The following is a 21,465-nucleotide window of genomic DNA, read 5'->3' as shown; positions in this document are numbered from 1 at the left end:
ATATTCTGGCGACCATAGTGCGGTAGTTCTACCTGACTCCATTCCGAACTCAGAAGTAAAATGCCGTAATGCCGATGGTAGTGTGGGGTTTCCCCATGTGAGAGTAGGGCATCGCCAGATTGAATTTAAAGCGAAAGTGAATAACCCCGTATCGTAAGGTCCGGGGTTTTTTGCTTTTTATCGAGCTAAGGGTAAATTGCAAAAAATCCTTAAAATATTACCGCTTTTTTATCTATATCTTCCATGAAGGGCATCAAGAAGTAATATATTGACCTCGCATATCAATAATAATGAGAAGTTTCTTTCTCTTCCCAAATCCTCCCTTTTCCGCTATCCTTAGCACAATATTCTAACAAAAAGGCAATCAGACCATTAACCAACAACTCTCACTCCCTATTCATCAAAATGATGATGAAACATTTGAAAATTTCTATTCAGAAAACAATCCAGTGTTGTTGGATTCGCTACGCCAAAATTTCGTGGATATCCAACAGCCGTTTTTCTACATCTGGGGGAATCAGGGCTGTGGTAAAAGTCATCTCTTAAAAGCCGTTACCAATCAGTATCTCTTTAATCAACAATCGGCAAGTTATATTCCGCTGGATAAATCTCGCTACTTTTCACCTCAAGTACTGGAAAATGCTGCTCAAATGGATGTGGTATGTTTAGATGATTTCCAAACGATCACCGGTAATGAGGAGTGGGAGCTGGCAATTTTCGATCTCTTCAATCAAATTCGCGAACAGCAAGGATTATTTGGTAGCGAACACAAAACCTTGTTGTTGATTAGTGCAAACTGTCCGCCATACGAATTAAAAATCGCTCTGCCAGATTTACATTCCCGACTTATTTGGGGAGAAGTCTATCAGCTTGCAGATTTGAGCGATGATCAAAAACGCATCGTGTTACAAAATAATGCTTATCAAAAAGGTATGGAGCTTTCAGATGAGGTCGCTAATTTCTTATTAAAACGGGTAGGAAATGATCTTACTGTGTTGCTCAAAAAGCTAGATATTCTTGACAGAGCCTCTTTGCAAGCTCAACGAAAACTCACTGTGCCTTTTGTAAAAGAAGTGCTTAGCTTATAAACTCACATAAGTTTGTTTTAAAACAAATTGATCACTCTAAATAGGTATCTGGTTTTTTACGCTAACCATATCGATTATGGTAAACTTGTCTATCTTTTAATACCCTATCCGTGTTATGTAAATGAACCAACTTACGCTTAACAATATTGCTTGCGAACGTGGCGAAAATCGTCTGTTTGAAGGTTGTTCTTTTACGCTCAATCAAGGCGATTGGGTGCAAATTGAAGGTCATAATGGCATTGGTAAAACAAGCCTTTTACGCATTCTTGCGGGCTTGGCATTTCCTGCTGAAGGTGAAGTACTTTGGAATGAGAAAAAAATCCAAAAATGTCGCGAAGAATATTATAGTGAGCTGTTTTATCTTGGGCATCACGCAGGGATTAAACCCGAATTGACACCGTGGGAAAATTTGCGTTTTTATCAAAAAGTGCAGGGCTTAGCATTAAGTGATGAAGCGCTTTGGCATGCACTTGAAAAAGTTGCATTAGTTGGTCGGGAAGATTTGCCTTGTTCGCATCTTTCTGCGGGGCAGCAACGCCGTGTCGCATTAGCAAAATTATGGCTAACTAAACAGCAACTTTGGATTTTAGATGAACCGTTCACCGCGATTGACAAAAAAGGTGTAGCCGATTTAATTGCCCATATTGAGCAACATTGCCAAAATGGGGGAATGGTGATTTTCACTAGTCATCAAGCGGTAGAAAATCCTCATTTAAAAGCGATTTCTTTGGATCAATTTAAACTATGATTTTATTGAACATCATTCAACGAGAATTAACTATCGCATTTCGTCGACCTGCTGAAATTCTGAATCCGCTCTGGTTTTTTCTGATCGTGATTACGCTTTTCCCATTGTTGATGGGGCCGAACCCTGAACTTCTGGGAAAAATCGCTTCAGGCATTGCGTGGGTTGCTGCATTATTATCGGCATTGCTCTCGTTTGAACGCCTTTTCCGTGATGATTATTTAGATGGCTCATTAGAGCAATTGATGTTGTTGCCGGTTGGCTTACCGCAAGTGGCACTTGCCAAAGTCATAGCACATTGGCTGCTGACAGGATTACCACTGATTTTGCTTTCACCTATTGCGGCTATTTTGCTCTCGCTTGAAACTCATGTGTGGTGGGCTTTGGTGCTCACTCTGTTATTAGGCACGCCAATCCTGAGCTGTTTAGGGGCAATTGGTGTGGCTTTAACCGTTGGTTTACGAAAAGGTGGGACGCTGTTGAGTTTGTTGATTTTACCGCTCTTTTTACCTGTGTTGATTTTTGCAGCAGCAGTGCTTGAAGCAGCAACGCTAAATATGAATTACAGTGGTCAGCTTGCGATTATTGGGGCGATTTTAGCCATCACTTTAACTTTTTCGCCTTTTGCGATTGCTGGGGCATTACGCATTAGCCTGCAATAGCAAGCGGTATGATTTAATTGATATTTTACCAATTTGGAGCTTTTTCTATGTGGAAATTTCTGCATCCCTACGCTAAGCCTGAAACGCAATATCGCTTGCTAGGGAAAATTCAGCCTACGATTGGCTATTTAAGCCTGATCTTGCTGGCAATCGCCTTCGTTTTAGGCTTAGCTTTCGCCCCAAAAGATTACCAACAGGGCGACAGCTATCGTATCATCTTTATTCACGTGCCCGCTGCGATTTGGTCAATGGGTGTGTATGGTTCAATGGCATTGGCAGGCTTAATTGCGTTGGTGTGGCAAATTCGTCAAGCAAACCTTGCGATGATTTCAATGGCACCAATCGGCTTGGTATTTGCCTTTATTTCGCTTGTTACAGGGGCAATCTGGGGGAAACCAATGTGGGGCACTTGGTGGGTGTGGGATGCTCGCTTAACCTCTGCACTTGTGCTTTTCTTCCTCTATATCGGTGTAATGGCACTTTATTCAGCTTTCCAAGATAAACAAACAGGTGCGAAAGCGGCGGGTGTGCTCGCTGTGGTGGGGGTGATTAACTTACCAATTATTCACTTCTCGGTAGAATGGTGGAACACCTTGCACCAGGGCGCGACGATCACGAAATTAGACAAGCCTTCAATGGCAACTGAAATGTTGATTCCGCTATTGTTGGCGATTTTCGGCAGCCTTTTATTTACCGCTTGGTTCAGCATCTGGCGTTATCGGATCGCATTATTACAAGATGAACGCAAACGCCCTTGGGTAAAAGCCTTAGTGAGCAACTTTAAGTAACGGAGAATACGATGCAACTTCAATTTAAATTTGACTCTCTTGCGGATTTCTTCGCAATGGGAAACTACGGTTTCTATGTGTGGCTTTCTTACGGCATATCGTTTGTGGCAATGGGTTGGCTGATTTGGCAATCAAAGCGTGAGCAAAAGCAGATTGTGGCTCAAGTGAAAAAAGAGTTAGTGCGTGAGGCTCAAGCGAATAAATAGCCTTTCAAGTGGTCAATTTATAGTTTCTTTTTGCATATTTTAATTTTTGTGTGGGTAAAAAATGAATCCAAGACGTAAATCTCGATTAAAAGTTGTGTTATCGGTGCTCGCGGGCATAGGCGTGGCAATTGGCTTAACGCTGTATGCACTGAGCCAAAACATCGACCTGTTCTATACGCCTTCTGAAATTGTACAAGGTAAAAATGATGATCCAAACCAAAAACCTGAAGTAGGGCAACGTATCCGAGTGGGCGGAATGGTGATGGAAGGTACGGTGAAGCGCGATCCGAAAACGCTTAAAGTTGAATTTGATGTGAACGACATCGGCCCTGCTATTACAATTGAATATGAAGGCATTTTGCCTGATTTATTCCGTGAAGGGCAAGGTATTGTGGCACAAGGTGTATTGATTGAGCCAACTCGTTTGCGTGCGACAGAGGTGTTGGCAAAACACGATGAAAACTATATGCCACCTGAGTTGGGCGATAAAATGAAGCAACAACATGGTGCAATGGGAATTTCTGAAGCGGATTTAAAAGGTGAATCAGAACATGATAAAGCCGAAATTGAGCGTACGCTCAAAACCTTGCAAGGAGAAAGCAAATGATTGCGGAACTCGGCAATTATGGCTTAGCCTTGGCACTCGCTTTGTCAATTTTCTTAGCAATTCTACCGCTTGTTGGAGCTGAAAAAGGCAATGCGAAGCTAATGAGCCTTGGTCGCCCACTCACTTGGGCGATGTTCTTGGCGTTGTCGCTTTCGTTTGGTTCGTTGTTCTACTTATTCGCTGTGAATGATTTTAGCGTGCAATATGTCGTGAATAACTCGAACTCAACCTTGCCACTTCAATATCGTTTATCCGCAGTGTGGGGGTCACACGAAGGTTCGTTGTTGCTCTGGATTTGGTTGTTGGCACTCTGGGCGGTAGGCGTGGCGACTTTTACCCGCAAAATGCCAGAGGAAGCTGTGGCGCGCGTATTGAGCGTGATGGGCTTAATCAGCATTGGCTTTATGGTGTTCATTATTTTCAGCTCGAACCCATTTAACCGTACCTTCCCTGATTTCCCTGCCGATGGTCGTGAACTTAACCCGATGTTGCAAGATGTTGGCTTGATTTTCCACCCACCGCTGCTTTATATGGGATATGTAGGATTTTCGGTTGCTTTCGCCTTTGCGATTGCCTCATTGATGACGGGCAAACTCGACACCGCGTGGGCAAGATGGTCTCGCCCGTGGACAATGGCAGCGTGGGTTTTCCTGACTCTAGGTATTGTGCTTGGCTCTTGGTGGGCGTATTACGAACTCGGCTGGGGCGGCTGGTGGTTCTGGGATCCTGTGGAAAATGCGTCCTTAATGCCTTGGTTGGCAGGCACGGCACTGATTCACTCATTAGCAGTAACTGAAAAACGCAGTACCTTCAAAGCGTGGACGGTGTTGTTGGCAATTCTTGCTTTCTCGCTCTGCTTACTTGGCACATTCTTGGTGCGTTCGGGTATTCTGGTGTCGGTTCATGCTTTTGCTTCTGATCCAACTCGCGGCTTGTACATTTTGGCGTATTTGGTGTTTGTGATTGGCGGCTCGCTACTGCTTTATGCGTTCCAAGGGACGAAAATCAAAAGTTTGGACAACTACCAACGCTATTCGCGTGAAACCTTGTTGTTATTGAACAACGTGATGTTAATGGCATTTTTATCGGTGGTCTTTTTAGGTACGATTTTACCGCTCATTCACAAGCAAATCGGCTTGGGCTCTGTCTCTATCGGTGCACCGTTTTTTAACCAGATGTTCCTGATTTTAATGGTGCCATTCGCCTTTATTTTAGGCATCGGACCGTTGGTAAAATGGCGACGTGATCAAATCTCGGCAATCCGCACGCCTGTGATGATTTCGCTGGTGATGATGATTGCACTCGGCTTCGGCTTGCCTTATTTGGTGGGCGACCGCATTACTGCTACATCGGTAATGGGCGTGATGATGTCGGCGATTATCGTCATTCTTAGCCTATATGAAATGCACACCCGTGCCACACATCGTCATTCATTTTTGACGGGCATGTTAAAACTTTCTCGTTCTCACTGGGGAATGGTATTCGCTCACTTAGGTGTGGCGATGACCGTGTTCGGCATTGCTATGAGCCACAACTTTAGCATCGAAAAAGACGTGAGAATGCGTGAAGGTGATAGTGTGCAGATTTTGGATTACAACTTCACCTTTAAAGGCTTGAAAATTACTGATGGTGCGAACTACCAAGGCGGTACGGCAGATATTGAAATCACCCGCAATGGCAAACTAGAAGCTACGCTTCACGCAGAAAAACGGTTTTACAACGTCAGTAAAATGGGGATGACCGAAGCGGCTATTGATTGGGGCTTCACCCGTGATTTATATGCCGCACTTGGTGAGCAGTTAGATGACGGCTCGTGGGGGTTACGCCTTTACTATAAACCGTTTATCCGCTGGATCTGGCTTGGTGGCTTATTTATGGCATTAGGCGGCTTGCTCTGTATGCTCGATAAACGTTATCGAATTCGGGTGAGGGAATAAATTAAACAGCCCCAGAGGGGCTGATTTATACGTAACCTATGGCGTCAGCCATAGGCTCAAGCGGTGAAATTTTTAGGAAGATTTGCAAATTTTCTGAGGAATTTCACCGCTTATTTAATAGCCGAAGTAATTGAAAAGCCATTCGCCATTTGGTTGTTTGATAGCTGAGTGTCTGACTCTATCAACTTCTTCACTTTGAGGAGAGACATAGACAACTTGGAATAGGATTGCATTAGCTGCTTTTTTTTCAATTTTTTCTATACGCGATACATTTAAGCAACCTGATTTATGATGACGCATATGTATTTGAGGAAGAATGGTTTCACTTGGAGCGGTACTGTCTGGATCTGCATAAATTTTAAGCAGGTTTTCGTTGTTACAGGCAACGGCAGCTACATATTTGGAAATAGCTGGTTTTGCTTCGTTATACAATGCTTTCGCTCCGCTATTGGGTTTTGCATTTTGCACTGAGTTATCGGCAGAGTTTTGAGCATTAGCACTAATCATTGTCCCAGATAATGCAGAATTAACAGAACCAAGGGCGCTATTTACCGTAGATAGTGTGTCGGTTACCGCTTGGCAACCTGTTAATCCTAAACAAAGTAATAGTGCACAAGAAAGCTGCTTCATTTTATGCTCCTTAATTTCCTAAAGTTTGATAAATTCATATTACTATATGAAGACTAAAATATAACATATTGATGAAATTCATACAATTATAGGAATTTTATCAATGTAGGTTTATTTTGGAAAATATAGTGATTGTTTTGGTAAAGTAATACGCCAATTGAGAAAAGAAAGAAAACTTTCGCAAGAACAATTAGGATTTGAGGCTGATCTTCAGCGAATTTATGTGAGTAAATTAGAATTAGGGCAACAACAACCTTCTTTAACGACAATCTTTAAACTCGCAAATGGGTTACAATGTTCAGCTAGTGAACTTATTCAGCAAACGGAAGAGATAAATCGAGGAGAAAATAAGTAGTTCAACAAGTGGTCAAATTTACACAACTTTTTGTAAATTGACAGTTTTATACTAAGAAATCAGTTAGAATGCCCTCGTTTTAAAGGACATTTCTTTTAGGAGTATTTTTATGTTAGGTAATATTTTAGGCTCGGTCGCGTCATCTATTTTGAATAATAGTGGGAATGGTCAATCTACTGCAATGCAGTTAATTCAAGCGTTGTTACAATCTCAAGGTGGAATTGAAGGCATTATTAAGCGTTTTCAAGAAAGCGGTTTGGAAGGTATTTTGAAATCGTGGATTAGCACTGATGAGGAAAATCAGCCAATTTCTGCTAATCAAGTCGTTGAGGTTGTAGGGCAGGAAAATATGAGCCAAGCAGCGGAGAAAGTGGGGGTATCTGAACTCGATGCGAGCAATTTACTTGCGGAATATTTACCGAAAATGGTGGATATGCTCACGCCAAACGGTCAATTGCCTGATTTAAATAATCTAAACGTGAATGATTTGATGGCACAAGCGGCAAAAGGGATGTTAGGTAAATTATTTAGCTAATCATTTAATTTAAGCAAGCGGTGGAATTTTGAGGAAGATTTACGAACCTTTCGCAAAATTTCACCGTTTTTGTTTTAAAATTCCTAAAAAATAAACATTTCGCCTAATCAGTAGGCAAGTGTAAACAAATTCAAGATTTTTTTCAGAAAAGCGTTTGACATATTTTTTAAATCTAGTAATATGCACCGCACAAAGACACAGTGAGTGGTGAGATGGCCGAGCAGGCTGAAGGCGCTCCCCTGCTAAGGGAGTATAGGGTTCAAAAGCTCTATCGAGGGTTCGAATCCCTCTCTCACCGCCATTTACTTTATCACGCACCCGTAGCTCAGCTGGATAGAGTACTCGGCTACGAACCGAGCGGTCAGAGGTTCGAATCCTCTCGGGTGCGCCATTTTAAACTTTGCTCTATTCAGTTTGAAATGGTCGTTGATAAAATAAATTCTCACAACAATTCAATACGCACCCGTAGCTCAGCTGGATAGAGTACTCGGCTACGAACCGAGCGGTCAGAGGTTCGAATCCTCTCGGGTGCGCCATTTTTCACTTCTATCTCTTTTTTCTTGAAATTTCTTAAATAAAATATTCGTTGATTTCAATCGCTTTTGTGATTACGATCGCACCTATTTTTATTTAATCAATCTTATTTTTTTATGCTAAATTTTGTTTATCAAGAACATCGTTCTTCTTATTATTACGATTCCCGTAATCTCGATCTTCAATTCCCGAAAATTTCTGCGAATCAATCTGCTGATGTTTGCGTGATTGGCGCAGGCTTTTTAGGGATTTCTACTGCTTTAGAACTGGCTGAAAAGGGCAAAAAAGTCATTGTTTTAGAAGGCGCTCGTGTGGGATTTGGTGCATCGGGGCGTTCGGGGGGGCAAGCAATTAACGGCTTTGAAGAAGGTATTGATGAATATATCGATCATATCGGCTTTGAGAAAGCACGGAAATTATGGGATATGTCTCTTGAAGCGATCGATATTATTGACGAACGAGTGCAAAAGTATGGCATTCAATGCGATTGGAAGAAAGGCTACGCAACATTAGCCCTCAATAATCGTCGAATGGATGACCTAATCGCAATGCAAAAAGCGAGCGAGGAGCAATGTGGCTATACCAATATGCAACTTTGGGATAAAGCACAACTCAAGCAGCATTTGGGTAGCGATATTTACGTGGGCGGTTTATATGATAGCAATTCTGGGCATTTACACCCGCTTAATTATTGCTTAGGCTTGGCAAAAGCTTGTGTTGAAGCGGGTATTGAAATTTATGAGCATTCGCCTGCCACTGAAATTCAAGTAAAAAGTGATACACAAGCGCTCGTTTTTGCCGAAAACTTTACCGTGAGCTGTGAAAATGTAGTGTTGGCAGTGAATGCTTACATTGATGCGCTTTCTAAAAAAATCACTTTTGGCATTGAAAATACCATTTTGCCTGTGGAAAGTTTTATTATCGCGACTGAACCGCTTTCTCAAACGATGGCGGATAGCCTGATTAACAATGGAATGTCGGTGTGCGATAACAATTTATTGCTTGACTATTATCGCTTGTCGGCAGATAACCGTTTGCTGTTTGGCTCGGATTCTAGCACTAATGTTGATATGATCGCTAAAATGCGTTCAGAAATGTTGGCTGTGTTCCCTCAGTTAGAAGATGCTAAAATCGATTACGGCTGGGCAGGCCCGATTGATATGACGATGAATTCCTCCCCACATTTTGGGCGAGCGAAACCAAATGTTTATTTCGCACAAGGTTTCTCAGGACACGGTGTGGCTCTCACGGGTTTAGCTGGGCGAATTATTAGCGAAGCGATTTGTGGTAATGATGAACGCCTTGCGATTTTTGAAGGATTGAAAGTGCCCCATCTTTATGGTGGAAAGTGGATTAAGAAAATGGCGTTGAAGGTAGGCGTTCCTTACTACCGGTTTTTAGATAAATATCGTTAAATCTGAGATTTTAACTGAAATGACGGTCTCTGAGCTTGTCAAAGTGTGACTCTTTTAGTTTCATTATTCAAAGAGGTATTTTTGAAAGGTCTATTTCTTCTCTTAACGGTAGCTATTGCTCTCTTTTTATGGTCGTGGGATATGGTTTACCCGTGGCAAAAATTGATGCAGGCCGAAGAAAACCGTTATACGCAAATTCAGCATACGAAAAAATTGAGAGTAGGGATGATAAATCATCCGCTCTCTTATTTTGTCAATGCAGAAGGAAAAGCTGGGATCGAGTATGAACTCAGCAAGGCTTTTGCTGATTATTTAGCGGTGGAGTTGAATATTACGCTATTTGATAACAGTGAACAGCTTTTCCAAGCCTTAAAAGAGAACAGTATTGATATGGCGGCTGCGGGCTTGCTTTATCTGCCTGAACGTGGTGAACAGTTTCAAATTGGCACAAGCTATTACTCTGCTTCTTGGCAAGTCGCGTATAAAAAAGGTACGCAGCGCCCGTATAAATTAAATGAGTTGCAAGCGGAAATCCTTATACCTGTTGGTTCGCCAGTGCTCCCAATTTTGGCACAATTAAAAGAAAATCAACCGCTTGTAAAATGGCAAACGATGGATAAATTCACTCAAGAAGAGCTTCTTTTACAAGTGGCTGAGGGAAAAATTCCTTACACCATTGCACCATCGGTGGATATTTCTTCCGCACAATATATCAACCCTAATCTTGCAGTCGGTTTTGATTTAACCGATGAAATGCCAGTGGTATGGTATTTTGGCAAGAGCTCATTTAGCGAATTGCAGGCATCCGTCCTGGATTTTATGGATAACGCCAACGAAACGGGCTTGATTGCGAGGATTGAAGAAAAATATTTTAACTATTTGAACCGCTTTGATTATGCTGATGCCACCATTTACCTTAATGCGGTCAAAAATGTGTTGCCCAAATATCGTGCTTTATTTGAGAAGCACAAAGGTGAGCTAGAGTGGCCGATGTTGGCGGCAATTGCATATCAAGAATCGCGTTGGGATCCTGCTGCAACTTCGTCAACAGGTGTTCGTGGCATGATGATGTTGACACGTGATACTGCAGATCGCATGAAGGTGTTAGATCGTACGAATCCAGAACAAAGTATTCGTGGCGGAGCAGAATATCTGAATATGCTCATTAGACAAATTCCCGAAACTGTGCCTGCAGAAGATCGTATTTGGTATGGCTTAGCGGCTTATAATATGGGATTGGGGCATTTATTGGATGTTCGCCGTTTAACTAAACAGCTTGGTGGTGACCCCGATAATTGGTTAGATGTGAAGAAAAATTTACCGCTTTTGGCGGAAAAACGTCATTACGCCAATTTAAAATATGGCTATGCACGAGGCTTCGAGGCATTTAGTTATGTTGAAAATATCCGTAAATATCACAGTAGTCTCGTAAATCATTTACGTATTGAAGAGCAAAAACTTCAACAAGAACAAAAAGAATTAGATAAATAAACTGAAGAAAATTTAAATCAGGAGAAACAAAATGAAACGTAAAGGAAGATTGAAGCAGAAGAGAACATTAACAACGAATAAGAATCGTCGAATTATGCATATTTGGAAACGTAAACGCCTAATTAAAGAACGCCGAGAAATCGCGTTTACGTTGATGGCTGAAGGATGATAAGATTTTGAAATAAATTACCCTCTAAAGATTTTGCTTTAGAGGGTAATCTTATATAAATTATTTATTTTCTCACATCCAGTGCAGGATCTGCATCTTTACGATATTTCTCTTTAATCTGTTTTTGCAAACCATAGTCGTCTTTATCTGCTTGGTTTGAAAACAGATCTTCCTTGCCAAGTTTTGGATTTTGAATCCCCACCCAGTGAGCGATGCCTTCTAAAAAGTTTAAGCCTGATTTGAACACCTTATATTCGTGGCGTTCAGTATCGTCGGACGAAATTTTAAATAGCGGAATATTATGGTGTAACTGGCTGTGGCAGTTTTGGTTGAACAAAATTGCTCCATCTTTTTCGTTAGTTTGGTGACATAAACCGTGGTCGGAAAAATAAATCATTGAGAATGAACGCTGCGTTTTTTGTTCATTTGCCTTCAATTCTTCATAGGTACGTTTTAAGAAATCATCGGTTTTCTTGATGGATGAAATGTAGCAATTCAAATAGTCATACTGTGATTTGATTTCGCCTTCTTTAAAGATTTTCGGGTAATCTTCCACACGGTCGCAAGCTAATGGATGTGAGCCGTAAAGGTGTAATACGATAAAGCGTTTGCCTTGTGTGGGGGCTTCTAACACTTGAGCGAATTTCGGCAAGAGGTCAAAGTCGCTGTAATTGGTAGAGTTAAAGCTACCGCCATTTTTGAGGAAAATGGTTTCATCCGCTTTGGAGGCAAGAGAGGAAATTGGCGTGTCATATTCGCCTAAAAAGCCTTGATTAGAAATCCAATAGGTTTTTACGCCTGCGGATTTTACGAGGTCAAGCAAGCTCAAATCATAGTGTGGTTCCCAACTTTTTTTGTTTGGCAACGTAAGCATTAAACGCAATGACGCGATGGTGTTTGTACCTGCGGAGGTCATTCCGTCAATCAACGTACCATTCGCACTCGACATAAAAGGGGTGTTTTCCACAGGGTAGCCGTAGGCGTGGTGGTAGTCTTTGCGAGCACTTTCGCCTAATACAATCACATAATCATCATATTTCGAATTTTCGAGCGTTGAACTGCCCCAATTATTCGCTTTTGCCATCTCTTTAAGCGTGTGCATCTCTTTGGTAATTTTTACCGCAGAATCGATCGCTTGTTTAAGTGGTTCAGAAATCGGTAAATAATAAGCAAAGAGCAAGCCAGAAAGTGCTACGAGGGTACGGTTACGTTGAAATTGAATACCTGCGTTCACACGGATTTTATATTGCAACCAGATAAGCAAAGGAATCGCAAGTGCGATGAGGTAGCTGCTGATTGGCATTTGCTGTAAAAACTCTTTAGTTTCAAGCAAATCCGTAGCAAAAATTGAGGCGATATACTGGTAACTTGGTGCCCCAAAATTTAAGCCCGTTGGCGTATAAATTGCGTGAATGATTGCTAGCGGAAGCAGTAAAAAATAGAAGCCTTTTTTGCTAGAGCTGAGGAAAATAATCAGTACGCTGGTCAGCAGAATTTGCCCGAAATCAGGTTCTGGGAACATTCCTGAGCCGATGAGGAGGAAATAGCTGCTGAGTAGGGTAATTGCAAGAATTAATATCAGTGCTGTAGGTTTAGAAAGATTAGTGAATTTCATAATACGAATAGATAAGAAAAACGTTTACTCTCTCCCCTCTTGGGAGAGACAGGGAAAATTGCATTGAGTAATTTTGCCAGAGAGAGGTGGCAAAAAAGCGGTCAAAAATGACCGCTTACCTCTCTTCCAAATTTCAATGCTGAACACATCGAAATTATCCCTCTCCCACAAGGAGCGAGGGCAATCATTAAGCCGTTACTTTATTCTTATTCGTGGTAGCTTTCAATAGAATATAGCCCAAAACTGCCGATAAATTCGTTCCAATTAAGATACCTAATTGAGCTAATGGAAGCATATTGTTGCTATTATTATCCGCACCGAAAGCTAAGCCTGCGATAAAAACAGACATCGTGAAGCCAATACCGCAAAGCACCGCAATCGCAAAAATCTGTTTGAAATTGACCCCTTGTGGTAAACCTGCAAGGCGAAACAACACTGCAACATAACTGAATAAGAATACACCAACTGGTTTACCAATAAACAAACCAAATGCGATACCTAGTGGCACGGGTGAAGTCAATTTTTCTAAGCTCATACCATCAAATGAAACGCCTGCATTGGCAAATGCGAAGAGCGGTAGAATCACAAATGAACACCAAGGGGCTAAAATATGTTCTAAGTGGTAAAGAGGTGTTTCACCATTTTTACCTCGTAGAGGGATTGCAAAACCAATGATTACACCAGCCAATGTCGCATGTACGCCTGATTTCAGCACAGATGCCCATAAAATTGAGCCGACGATTAAGTAGTGAATCATACTCACCACTTTATAACGGTTCATCGTGAATAACGTAATAATCGCAAGACTCGCCACAATTAACGCAGGCGTACTCATTTCATGTGAGAAGAAAATAGCAATTACCACAATAGCACCAATATCATCAATAATTGCTAACGCAAGCAAGAACATTTTTAATGGTAATGGCACTTGCTTACTGAGTAATGCGACAATACCTAATGCAAAAGCAATATCCGTCGCCATTGGAATTGCCCAACCACGAACAAGTTCAGGATCATGATGATTGATAAAATAGTAAATCAACGCAGGCACAATCATTCCACCAAATGCGGCAAAGGCGGGAAGAGAAGCTTTACGCACGCTTGAAAGCGAGCCTTCAAACATTTCTCGTTTGACTTCAAGCCCCACTAACACGAAAAAGACCGCCATAAAGCCGTCATTAATCCACATTAAAAGTGGTTTATCAATCGCAAAAGCCCCAACCTTCAACACCACTTGGGTTTGCAAAAAATCAAAATAGACAGATTGTACGCTCGTGTTGGCACAAATAATCGCTAAAATAGCCGCAGTAAAAAGCAGAATACCGCCTGAAGATTCAAGTTTAAGGAAATTCTTAATTTGCCTAATCATCATTCACTCCTTATATTGGCAAAAAACATCGGAAAACAAAACTGCAACACAAACGGTAAAATTGACCGCTTGCACACTTATTCCATTATCTTATAACATTTTTTTATCATAAAAGAAAAGTTATTTTATCCATAATTTTGATAAAATATCGTCTATCGAAAATATCAAACTAAAAGAAATTTATTTATGTCAAATCACTGGCTTTATTGGGCACTCGCCTCGGCAGTTTTTGCCTCACTCACCGCAATTTTTGCCAAAATAGGTTTACAAGGCGTCAATTCCGATTTTGCAACTTTTATTCGCACCATCGTTATCATTCTTGCTCTTATTCTTTTTTTAACCTACACCAACAAATGGCAGCCACTTAGCTCGCTCAACGGTAAAAACTGGCTATTTTTAATCCTCTCAGGCTTGGCAACGGGAGCATCGTGGTTGGCTTATTTCAAAGCCTTGCAAATGGGCAACGCCTCACAAGTCGCCCCGATTGATAAATTGAGCCTTGCACTGGTTGCTGTTTTTGCTTTTCTGTTTTTAGGCGAACGCCCAAGCCAACAAGAGTGGCTAGGCATCGGCTTAGTAGTTGCAGGCGTTTTAACACTTGCTTTCAAGCGGTAGAATGATGGGCAAGATTTGCAATATTGATGTGGTATTCGCTCACAATGATGAATCTATTGCCGAACCATTTTCACCACCTGAACATTTAACCGAACACCAGCTAAAGCGTTGGAAAAGCCGACGAATGGCAAAATTCCTGCTGAAAACATTGCTCAAAAAGCACAATTTTAATCCAAATTTAGCCGAACAGATTCAGAGAGCAAAAAATGGTCGCCCTTATTTCGCACAGCAAGAGATTGATTTTAACATCACACATTCGGGCGATTATGTCGCCATTATTTTTGCGAAATCAGCAGGTGGAGAACGAAGCCCAGTAGTCGGTATTGATTTAGAGCATCCGCAAAAAATTCGCCGTTTTGAACCGCTTATTCGCCATTATGCCGATGCAATTGAGGTGGAACAGTTACTTGAAAAACCGCAGGTTTTAACGAATTTAGCCGAACGCTTTTATTTAAGCTGGTGTTTACGTGAAGCGGTGCTAAAATCGCAAGGCGTGGGGATTATTAAACTCTCTGAAGTTACCCACCGCCCTAATAAGAAAACGATTAAAAGCCAGCATTGCCCGCAAGGTATTTTGCATTTTTATCATCAATTCCCGTTTTTTCTTGCCTATTTCTTTGGATTTTGCAACAAATACCAGCTAGATTTATGGGAATGGAAAAATGGCGGTTTGCAAAAAAACTGCACATTTCAACCGCTTGTTTATTCAGTCAATGAAGGAATATCGTATGAGTAATATCTTACAATTTGGTCAAAAAGACCTCGAAATTATTAAGGAAGAGACTGTCTATAAAGGACATTTTGAGTTGAAGAGAATCCATTTCCGCCATAAACTTTTTTCAGGCAAATTCAGCGGCGAAGTGGTGCGAGAATTACTTGTTAAAGGCGAAGCCGCAGCACTGATTGCTTACGATCCAAAATTGGATAATGTGGTGTTGGTTGAGCAAGTTCGCATTGGTGCATATCAAAAACATTCAGACCAAACCCCGTGGCTGCTCGAATTAGTGGCAGGAATGGTGGATAAAGGCGAAGAGAACCCAGCTGAAGTTGCCAAACGTGAAGCCTTTGAAGAAGCAGGGATTGAAGTCAAAGAGGTCGAACACGCCTTAAGTGTTTGGGACAGCCCAGGTGGACAATTCGAACGTTTGCATCTTTTCCTTGGTTTAATCGACAGTACCCAAGTCGGCAACGGTTCAATCCATGGTTTGGAAGAAGAAAACGAAGATATTTTAGTACACGTAGTTCCTAGAACCCAAGCCTACCAATGGGTTGTTGAGGGAAAAATCGATAACGTGATCGCAGTCATTGGCTTACAGTGGTTAGAACTGAATTATAAGAGATATCAATAAAAATCCTAAAGCGGTTAATAACCTCGCGAATCAAAATTTGGTAAAAATGCTTGCGTTTTTAACCGCTTGACTTCCGTTTCAATGTGTCCATCCTCAAACAAGGAAAGTTCTCGCCAACCCTGTGGGAGATTATCTAAGGTAAAATCATCGCAATTTGGCTTAAATTGAATACAAGTGGAAGGCGTGGAAAGAATGCGGATACCATTCCAAATCGCATCTACTTCTTGATGAATATGCCCGTGTAAAATCGCTTTTACGTTCGGGTAAAGTGCTAAAATTTCTGCCAATGTATCACTATTTTTAAGACTGTGTTGATCCAGCCACGCTGAATTGGTAAATAAAATATTGTGATGTAAAACCACCAGCGTAAAGCGTTCAGGATTTTCGCTCAACTTTTGATTAAGCCACGCCAATTGCCCTTTAGATAAAAAACCATTTGGAGCAGAAGCCACTTGACTATTGAGCATCAAAATCTGCCAATGCTCGCCTGCAAAAATCTGTTTTTCAGGGCGAATATAATCGAATTTGCCCAACTGCAAGCTCATTTGTGGTTGTTGGTCGTGATTGCCTTCCAACCAAAATAGGGGCTTTGCAAGCGGTTGAATCATCTCAGCAAAATGCAAATAGCCTTCAAATTCATGATCTTGGATTAAATCGCCCGTTGCTAAAATGGCGTCAAAATCAACTGCTTGTGTTTGTATTTCCGCTTGGATTTCATCTAATACAGCTTGAAAACTTGCGTAAGTATTCACGCCGAGTAGATCTTTTGTCGTATCTGAGAAAAGATGTGGGTCGGTGATTTGGAGTAATTTTATGACCGACTTCTTTGGCTCAAGTGGATAAAAAGTATTCATTTTATAATTCCCTAAATTGATGGCGATACTTTACTGATTTATGCAACGAAGATCAGCAACCAATTTTCAAAAATGAGAAGTATGTTGGATTTTTTTTTCATTTTGCAATGTGAACGGCCTTCGAAAGTAAAAGGTTGTTCGTTTTTTATCCTATCAGTTAGTTGAGAATTATTTTTATTTAGAAATCACTTGATCTCTTTGATGATAATCATTATTATTTATAAAAATTCCAAATAATAATAGGTAATCACTCCAACTCTTTGCGCCGTATTCCCCCACAAAATACGGCGTTTTTTTTCACTTTTTTTTCAAAAACGCTATAATAGAGCCATTTTTCAGCCTATTTTAAGGAATATTATGAGCCAATCAATCGAAACGATTCTTGCCGAGCTTAAGCGTGGTGTAGAAGATATTTACTCCGAAGCCGATTTAATCGAAAAACTTAAAGAAAACCGTCCATTACGTGTAAAACTAGGTGCAGACCCAACAGCACCCGATATTCATTTAGGTCACACGGTGGTGTTAAATAAACTACGTCAATTCCAAAATTTTGGACACGAAGTGATTTTCTTAATTGGTGACTTTACCGCAACGGTGGGCGATCCATCAGGCAAAAATGCCACCCGTCCGCCGCTTTCTCGTGAAGATGTATTACGCAACGCAGAAACCTATAAAGAGCAGATTTTCAAAATTTTAGATCCGCAAAAAACGCGTATCGTATTTAACTCAGAATGGTTGGGCGAACTCGGCACGGTGGGTATGATTCGTTTAGCGTCAAACTACACCGTTGCACGTATGCTTGAGCGTGATGACTTCAAAAAACGCTTTGCAAACCAACAATCTATCGCGATCCACGAGTTCATTTACCCATTATTGCAAGGTCACGACTCGGTAGCATTAGAAGCCGATGTGGAACTCGGCGGTACAGACCAAACCTTCAACTTGTTGATCGGTCGTGAATTACAAAAATCAGCGGGTCAAAAGCCGCAAGTGGCGATGACTTTACCGCTTTTAGTGGGTTTAGACGGCGAGAAAAAAATGTCGAAATCGCTTGGGAACTACATCGGCGTCACCGAAGCTCCAAGCGAGATGTTTGGAAAAATTATGTCAATCTCTGACGAGTTAATGTGGGATTGGTATAATTTACTCTCTTTCCGACCGCTTGCAGAAATCGCACAATTAAAAGCGGACGTGGAAGCAGGCAAAAACCCACGTGATGTGAAGATTTTACTTGCGAAAGAAATCATTGCACGTTTCCACAACGAAGATGCGGCAAACGCTGCAGAACAGGAATTTATTAACCGCTTCCAAAAAGGAGCGATGCCAGATGAAATGCCTGAATTTACCTTTGAAGGCGAAATTGGTTTAGCAACCTTATTAAAAGAGGCGGGCTTAGTGCCATCAACCTCTGAAGCCATCCGCTCTGCTCAACAAGGTGGCGTAAAAATTGATGGCGAGAAAGTCGATGATGTTCGCCAAAACGCACAAAAAGGCACTTTTGTTTACCAAGTGGGTAAACGTAAATTTGCTCGTGTGACGGTGAAATAAGAAAGAAAAAAGGCGAGAGTTAATCTCGCCTATTTTATGTAATTTATTATGGCATTAGTGTAATTTCATTGAAGGGCGCAAGAAGCGGTTGATTTGTCCTACTAATAAAATCAAGCCTGTTTTAAACCAGCCGTGTAATGCAACTTGGTGCATACGGTAAAGTGAAAGGTAGGCAAGTCGTGCAATTTTACCTTCAATAAACATATCGCCTTTCATTAAGTTACCCATCAAGTTACCCACCGTGCCGAAATGTGAGAATGAAAGTAATGAACCTTTGTCGTTAAATTTAAACGGTTTCATCTCTTTGCCTTCTAATAATGCCACAATGTTTTTACCACATTGAGTTGCCATTTGGTGAGCAGCTTGTGCACGTGGTGGAATTGGTTTACCGTTTTGAATCAGTGCAGCACAGTCGCCAATTACGAACACATCTTTATCTACCGTGGTTTGCATTAAATCGGTGATTTCGATTTGGTTTAAGCGGTTAGTTTCAAAATCCAACTCTTTGATGAAATCTGGTGCTTTCACGCCTGCTGCCCATACCATTAAATCGGCTTCAATTTTTTCACCATCTTTAGTAATTAAACCATCTTCTACTGCCTCTGTGATCATTGTGTTCAAATGCACATCGACGCCTGCTTTGCGTAACTCTGAAAGAGCTGAAGCAGACACTTTTTCAGTTAATGCAGGAATCAAGCGAGGGCCGGCTTCCACAAGTGCTACTTTTAAGCTTGCACGGTTTAATTTACCGAAACCGTATTCATTTAAGTGTGAAGCTGCGTTGTAAAGTTCGGCAGAAAGTTCAATCCCTGTTGCCCCACCGCCCACGATTGCGATTTTTACATCTTTATCTTGGCTATGTGAGAAGCGTAAAAATAGCTCAAGCATACGTTTTTGGAAGTGTTTTGCTTGCTCAGAGCTGTCTAAGAAAATACAGTGTTCTGTCACACCTTTGGTGCCGAAATCGTTTGATTTACTGCCAATGGCAAGAATTAATTTGTCGTATGCAATATGACGCTCGGCAACTAACACTTCACCGTTTTCGTCTAAAAGCGGCTCTAACACAATCTCTTTTTGCTCACGATTTACACCTGTAAGCGTGCCTTGTTGGAAGTGGAAATAGTGGTTAGTCGCATGAGCACGGTAGCTCACTGCGTCTGTACCATCATCTAAAGAACCTGTTGCAACTTCGTGTAATAACGGTTTCCAAAGGTGGGTTGCGTTGCGGTCGATCAAAAGCACCTCTGCTTTCTTTTTTTTGCCTAATTTATTACCTAAATAGGTTGCCAGTTCTAAACCTCCAGCACCACCGCCGACAATCACGATTTTTTCCATTTTATACTCCGAAATATTTTAGAAATTAAAAAAATAAACTGGCGTGAATTGTAAGGACTTTGAACGGAATGTCTAGCCATTTTAACGATTTTTTAACGAAATCTTCCCGCTTGTAGGAGATGTTAAGTGGGCAAAAATCGCAATGGTTGCTTACAATTTCGGCAGATATAACTACGTTGGTTGCATTGAATAGCATTGTGTCGGCGGACTGAAAGCAGATGTGTTTGGCAGTCGCATTGATAAGAAAATTGCTTTGCAACAGTTGCTGTGCTGAATTGATGGTAGATTTCTGCAGGCACGCCAAGCACTTGCTCCATCATCATTTGCCACTCTTTGCCGTGCGGTTGCACATGCCCAAATTGTTGATAAACGAGTAAATGAGCAAGCTCATGCGGCACAACTTGTTGGATAAATGCTGTGCCGTTTTCTACAAGTAAAACAGGATTTAGGCGAATTTCATTTTGCTGTAAATACGCCACGCCCGCTTTTTGCCCGCGGAGTTCAAAATTCATCACGGGGATTGTAAATTCTTTGTTAAAGAATTGGTTGGCTAGCACAAGGCTTTGCTTTAGCTGGCGTTGGGCTTGGAGTTTGAGGATTCTTAGGTCTGGCATAAAATTATTTATCTAGTTGGATTTTATTCTGCCAAATCTCCCCTACCCCTCTTTGCTAAAGAGGGGGGAATCTAAGTGAAAATGAAGATCTTTATTCCTCATCAAAAACATTCCCCTCTTTAGCAAAGAGGGGTAGGGGGAGATCGCTAACACTTCGTGCCGTTGCTAAAGTAACGTTCAAATGCAAGCATTTGTGGCAGTCTTAATTAACGAAGAAATTACTTTATATTACCTCGGACAATCCATCACATTCCATTTTTTGTCATAGCAAATATAAAGCTCATTCTTGCTTGCGCCCAAATACACGCGGTCTAATTGTGGATTATTTTTACGCATCCATCGGAAAAGTTCATTATTTCGCATCCACGTATCAGGCAAGACTAAATCATCAAACAAGGCTTTTTGTTTGGCGAAATAGCTTTCAGGATCGTTGAAAGCACAAGCACCGTGCTTTTCCCATTCACCTTGTAAGAGTGAAGCTCCAGGGGATTCGGGCAAATATTTTTCGATAATCTGTGGTGAAACAGACGGTAAGTCGCCTTGGCAAAAACGAGGGTGATCTTCAACTGTTCTAGCATTTTTATTCTGTGCCCAAAGCCCGTGAATGACCCAACCAAATTTTTTATCGCTAGCGCATTGATAGGTCGCCTTTTCAGGAATTTTACCATTGTTCTTTTCACGTTGAGCCTCGCAAAAGGAAGGCGACCACGAGAGTACAAGCATATAGTAATCAACAGGTGCGGTGGCATTTTGTCCGTATTTGTCGTCTGCCATTACAATATCGTAACTATTTTTGACCGCTTGTTGAGCGGTGTTGGAAGTGGTTGTTTGAGCAGATTTTGATTTTTCTTGCTGATTTAAAAAGTAAGAAACAATAATCGCAAAGAGAAAAATCAGCAGGTTAATCGTTTTTTTGGTTAATTTCATAAAATAAATAGGGTAAAAGCCAATCATTAAAGGCTTGTACTATAAAACAAGTGGTTGAAAAAGCCAAAAATTTTGCA

General features: G+C 41.2%; 23 protein-coding genes, 3 tRNA genes and 1 rRNA gene. 20 read left to right on the top strand and 7 right to left on the bottom strand.

Going from position 1 to position 21,465, the window contains the following annotated elements:
• Positions 1 to 4: 4 nt before the first annotated feature.
• The 8 genes from rrf (at position 5) to DPV92_RS05840 (ending at position 6,033) form a co-directional block, all read left to right on the top strand.
• Positions 5 to 120: ribosomal RNA gene (rrf, locus tag DPV92_RS05875) — 5S ribosomal RNA — on the top strand.
• A gap of 251 nt (positions 121 to 371) precedes the next feature.
• Positions 372 to 1,088, top strand: coding sequence for a DnaA regulatory inactivator Hda (gene hda, locus DPV92_RS05870; RefSeq protein WP_111354081.1), 717 nt, complete (start codon positions 372 to 374; stop codon positions 1,086 to 1,088).
• Between the two features lie 121 nt (positions 1,089 to 1,209).
• Entirely contained in the window at positions 1,210 to 1,836 is a 627-nt protein-coding gene (ccmA, locus tag DPV92_RS05865) for a cytochrome c biogenesis heme-transporting ATPase CcmA (protein ID WP_111354080.1), read from the top strand.
• Positions 1,833 to 2,495 (top strand): heme exporter protein CcmB, encoded by a 663-nt coding sequence (ccmB, locus tag DPV92_RS05860; RefSeq protein ID WP_111354079.1) that lies wholly within the window; start codon positions 1,833 to 1,835, stop codon positions 2,493 to 2,495. Before ccmA ends, ccmB begins: the two co-directional genes overlap by 4 nt.
• Before the next feature lie 47 nt (positions 2,496 to 2,542).
• Positions 2,543 to 3,283, top strand: a complete 741-nt coding sequence (locus DPV92_RS05855; RefSeq protein ID WP_111354078.1) for a heme ABC transporter permease — start codon at positions 2,543 to 2,545, stop codon at positions 3,281 to 3,283.
• A gap of 11 nt (positions 3,284 to 3,294) precedes the next feature.
• Positions 3,295 to 3,489, top strand: coding sequence for a heme exporter protein CcmD (gene ccmD / locus DPV92_RS05850; protein ID WP_111354077.1), 195 nt, complete (start codon positions 3,295 to 3,297; stop codon positions 3,487 to 3,489).
• Positions 3,490 to 3,550: 61 nt separating this feature from the next.
• Positions 3,551 to 4,096, top strand: a complete 546-nt coding sequence (ccmE, locus tag DPV92_RS05845; protein WP_111354076.1) for a cytochrome c maturation protein CcmE — start codon at positions 3,551 to 3,553, stop codon at positions 4,094 to 4,096.
• Positions 4,093 to 6,033 carry a heme lyase CcmF/NrfE family subunit gene (locus DPV92_RS05840; RefSeq protein WP_111354075.1) on the top strand — a complete coding sequence of 647 codons (1,941 nt, stop codon included), beginning with the start codon at positions 4,093 to 4,095 and terminating at the stop codon, positions 6,031 to 6,033. The genes ccmE and DPV92_RS05840 overlap by 4 nt, the downstream gene beginning before the upstream one ends.
• A gap of 114 nt (positions 6,034 to 6,147) precedes the next feature.
• Here DPV92_RS05840 and DPV92_RS05835 read toward each other — a convergent pair whose 3' ends face one another.
• The gene (locus tag DPV92_RS05835; protein ID WP_111354074.1) at positions 6,148 to 6,663 is read right to left on the bottom strand and encodes a hypothetical protein; all 516 of its coding nucleotides are present in this window, start codon (positions 6,661 to 6,663) and stop codon (positions 6,148 to 6,150) included.
• Positions 6,664 to 6,820: 157 nt separating this feature from the next.
• On the opposite strand from DPV92_RS05835, the gene DPV92_RS10070 reads away from it, so the two are divergent.
• The 8 genes from DPV92_RS10070 to DPV92_RS09855 all read left to right on the top strand — a co-directional run bounded on the left by DPV92_RS10070 (position 6,821) and on the right by DPV92_RS09855 (position 11,162).
• The gene (locus tag DPV92_RS10070) at positions 6,821 to 7,018 is read left to right on the top strand and encodes a helix-turn-helix domain-containing protein (RefSeq protein WP_404810741.1); all 198 of its coding nucleotides are present in this window, start codon (positions 6,821 to 6,823) and stop codon (positions 7,016 to 7,018) included.
• 109 nt (positions 7,019 to 7,127) lie between these two features.
• Positions 7,128 to 7,553, top strand: coding sequence for a YidB family protein (locus DPV92_RS05825; RefSeq protein WP_111354072.1), 426 nt, complete (start codon positions 7,128 to 7,130; stop codon positions 7,551 to 7,553).
• Positions 7,554 to 7,759: 206 nt separating this feature from the next.
• A tRNA-Ser gene (locus tag DPV92_RS05820) sits at positions 7,760 to 7,854 on the top strand.
• A 13-nt stretch (positions 7,855 to 7,867) separates the two neighbouring features.
• Positions 7,868 to 7,944 (top strand) — tRNA-Arg (locus DPV92_RS05815).
• 68 nt (positions 7,945 to 8,012) lie between these two features.
• Positions 8,013 to 8,089, top strand: a tRNA-Arg gene (locus DPV92_RS05810).
• Positions 8,090 to 8,203: 114 nt separating this feature from the next.
• Positions 8,204 to 9,502, top strand: a complete 1,299-nt coding sequence (locus DPV92_RS05805; RefSeq protein WP_111354071.1) for an NAD(P)/FAD-dependent oxidoreductase — start codon at positions 8,204 to 8,206, stop codon at positions 9,500 to 9,502.
• Between the two features lie 81 nt (positions 9,503 to 9,583).
• Positions 9,584 to 10,993, top strand: coding sequence for a membrane-bound lytic murein transglycosylase MltF (mltF, locus tag DPV92_RS05800; RefSeq protein WP_111354070.1), 1,410 nt, complete (start codon positions 9,584 to 9,586; stop codon positions 10,991 to 10,993).
• Positions 10,994 to 11,024: 31 nt separating this feature from the next.
• A complete protein-coding gene (locus tag DPV92_RS09855) occupies positions 11,025 to 11,162 on the top strand; it encodes a hypothetical protein (RefSeq protein WP_005709024.1) in 138 nt (45 codons plus the stop codon).
• 64 nt (positions 11,163 to 11,226) lie between these two features.
• Here DPV92_RS09855 and DPV92_RS05795 read toward each other — a convergent pair whose 3' ends face one another.
• Together DPV92_RS05795 and nhaA are read right to left on the bottom strand one after the other, a co-directional pair.
• Positions 11,227 to 12,777 carry a phosphoethanolamine transferase gene (locus tag DPV92_RS05795; protein WP_111354069.1) on the bottom strand — a complete coding sequence of 517 codons (1,551 nt, stop codon included), beginning with the start codon at positions 12,775 to 12,777 and terminating at the stop codon, positions 11,227 to 11,229.
• Positions 12,778 to 12,964: 187 nt separating this feature from the next.
• Positions 12,965 to 14,146: a Na+/H+ antiporter NhaA gene (nhaA, locus tag DPV92_RS05790; protein ID WP_111354068.1), complete on the bottom strand. Its 1,182-nt coding sequence runs from the start codon at positions 14,144 to 14,146 to the stop codon at positions 12,965 to 12,967.
• Between the two features lie 186 nt (positions 14,147 to 14,332).
• Between nhaA and DPV92_RS05785 the strand changes: the two genes are divergently transcribed.
• Genes DPV92_RS05785 through nudF form a run of 3 tightly spaced genes read left to right on the top strand, consistent with a single transcriptional unit; the run spans position 14,333 to position 16,110 of the window.
• Entirely contained in the window at positions 14,333 to 14,761 is a 429-nt protein-coding gene (locus tag DPV92_RS05785; RefSeq protein WP_111354067.1) for an EamA family transporter, read from the top strand.
• 4 nt (positions 14,762 to 14,765) lie between these two features.
• Complete coding sequence (locus DPV92_RS05780) at positions 14,766 to 15,497, top strand: 4'-phosphopantetheinyl transferase family protein (RefSeq protein ID WP_111354088.1); 732 nt, start codon at positions 14,766 to 14,768, stop codon at positions 15,495 to 15,497.
• On the top strand, positions 15,490 to 16,110 hold the full coding sequence (gene nudF, locus DPV92_RS05775) for an ADP-ribose diphosphatase (RefSeq protein ID WP_111354066.1): 621 nt from the start codon (positions 15,490 to 15,492) through the stop codon (positions 16,108 to 16,110). The genes DPV92_RS05780 and nudF overlap by 8 nt, the downstream gene beginning before the upstream one ends.
• A 14-nt stretch (positions 16,111 to 16,124) precedes the next feature.
• Here the strand turns inward: nudF and cpdA are convergent, their stop codons facing one another.
• Complete coding sequence (cpdA, locus tag DPV92_RS05770) at positions 16,125 to 16,964, bottom strand: 3',5'-cyclic-AMP phosphodiesterase (RefSeq protein ID WP_111354065.1); 840 nt, start codon at positions 16,962 to 16,964, stop codon at positions 16,125 to 16,127.
• Between the two features lie 357 nt (positions 16,965 to 17,321).
• Here cpdA and tyrS point away from each other — a divergent pair, with 357 nt between their 5' ends.
• On the top strand, positions 17,322 to 18,512 hold the full coding sequence (tyrS, locus tag DPV92_RS05765; protein WP_111354064.1) for a tyrosine--tRNA ligase: 1,191 nt from the start codon (positions 17,322 to 17,324) through the stop codon (positions 18,510 to 18,512).
• A gap of 54 nt (positions 18,513 to 18,566) precedes the next feature.
• On the opposite strand, the gene DPV92_RS05760 is transcribed toward tyrS, so the two are convergent.
• From DPV92_RS05760 to DPV92_RS05750, 3 genes are all read right to left on the bottom strand, one after another.
• Positions 18,567 to 19,847 carry an NAD(P)/FAD-dependent oxidoreductase gene (locus DPV92_RS05760; RefSeq protein WP_111354063.1) on the bottom strand — a complete coding sequence of 427 codons (1,281 nt, stop codon included), beginning with the start codon at positions 19,845 to 19,847 and terminating at the stop codon, positions 18,567 to 18,569.
• Between the two features lie 122 nt (positions 19,848 to 19,969).
• A complete protein-coding gene (locus tag DPV92_RS05755) occupies positions 19,970 to 20,461 on the bottom strand; it encodes a SprT family zinc-dependent metalloprotease (RefSeq protein ID WP_111354062.1) in 492 nt (163 codons plus the stop codon).
• Between the two features lie 228 nt (positions 20,462 to 20,689).
• Positions 20,690 to 21,388: a ribonuclease T2 family protein gene (locus tag DPV92_RS05750; protein WP_111354087.1), complete on the bottom strand. Its 699-nt coding sequence runs from the start codon at positions 21,386 to 21,388 to the stop codon at positions 20,690 to 20,692.
• Positions 21,389 to 21,465: the final 77 nt, after the last annotated feature.

It is taken from the genome of Pseudohaemophilus paraphrohaemolyticus (assembly GCF_003253115.1).
Lineage (GTDB): Bacteria > Pseudomonadota > Gammaproteobacteria > Enterobacterales > Pasteurellaceae > Haemophilus_A > Haemophilus_A paraphrohaemolyticus_A.
This window is presented reverse-complemented; position numbering and strand designations above follow the sequence as displayed.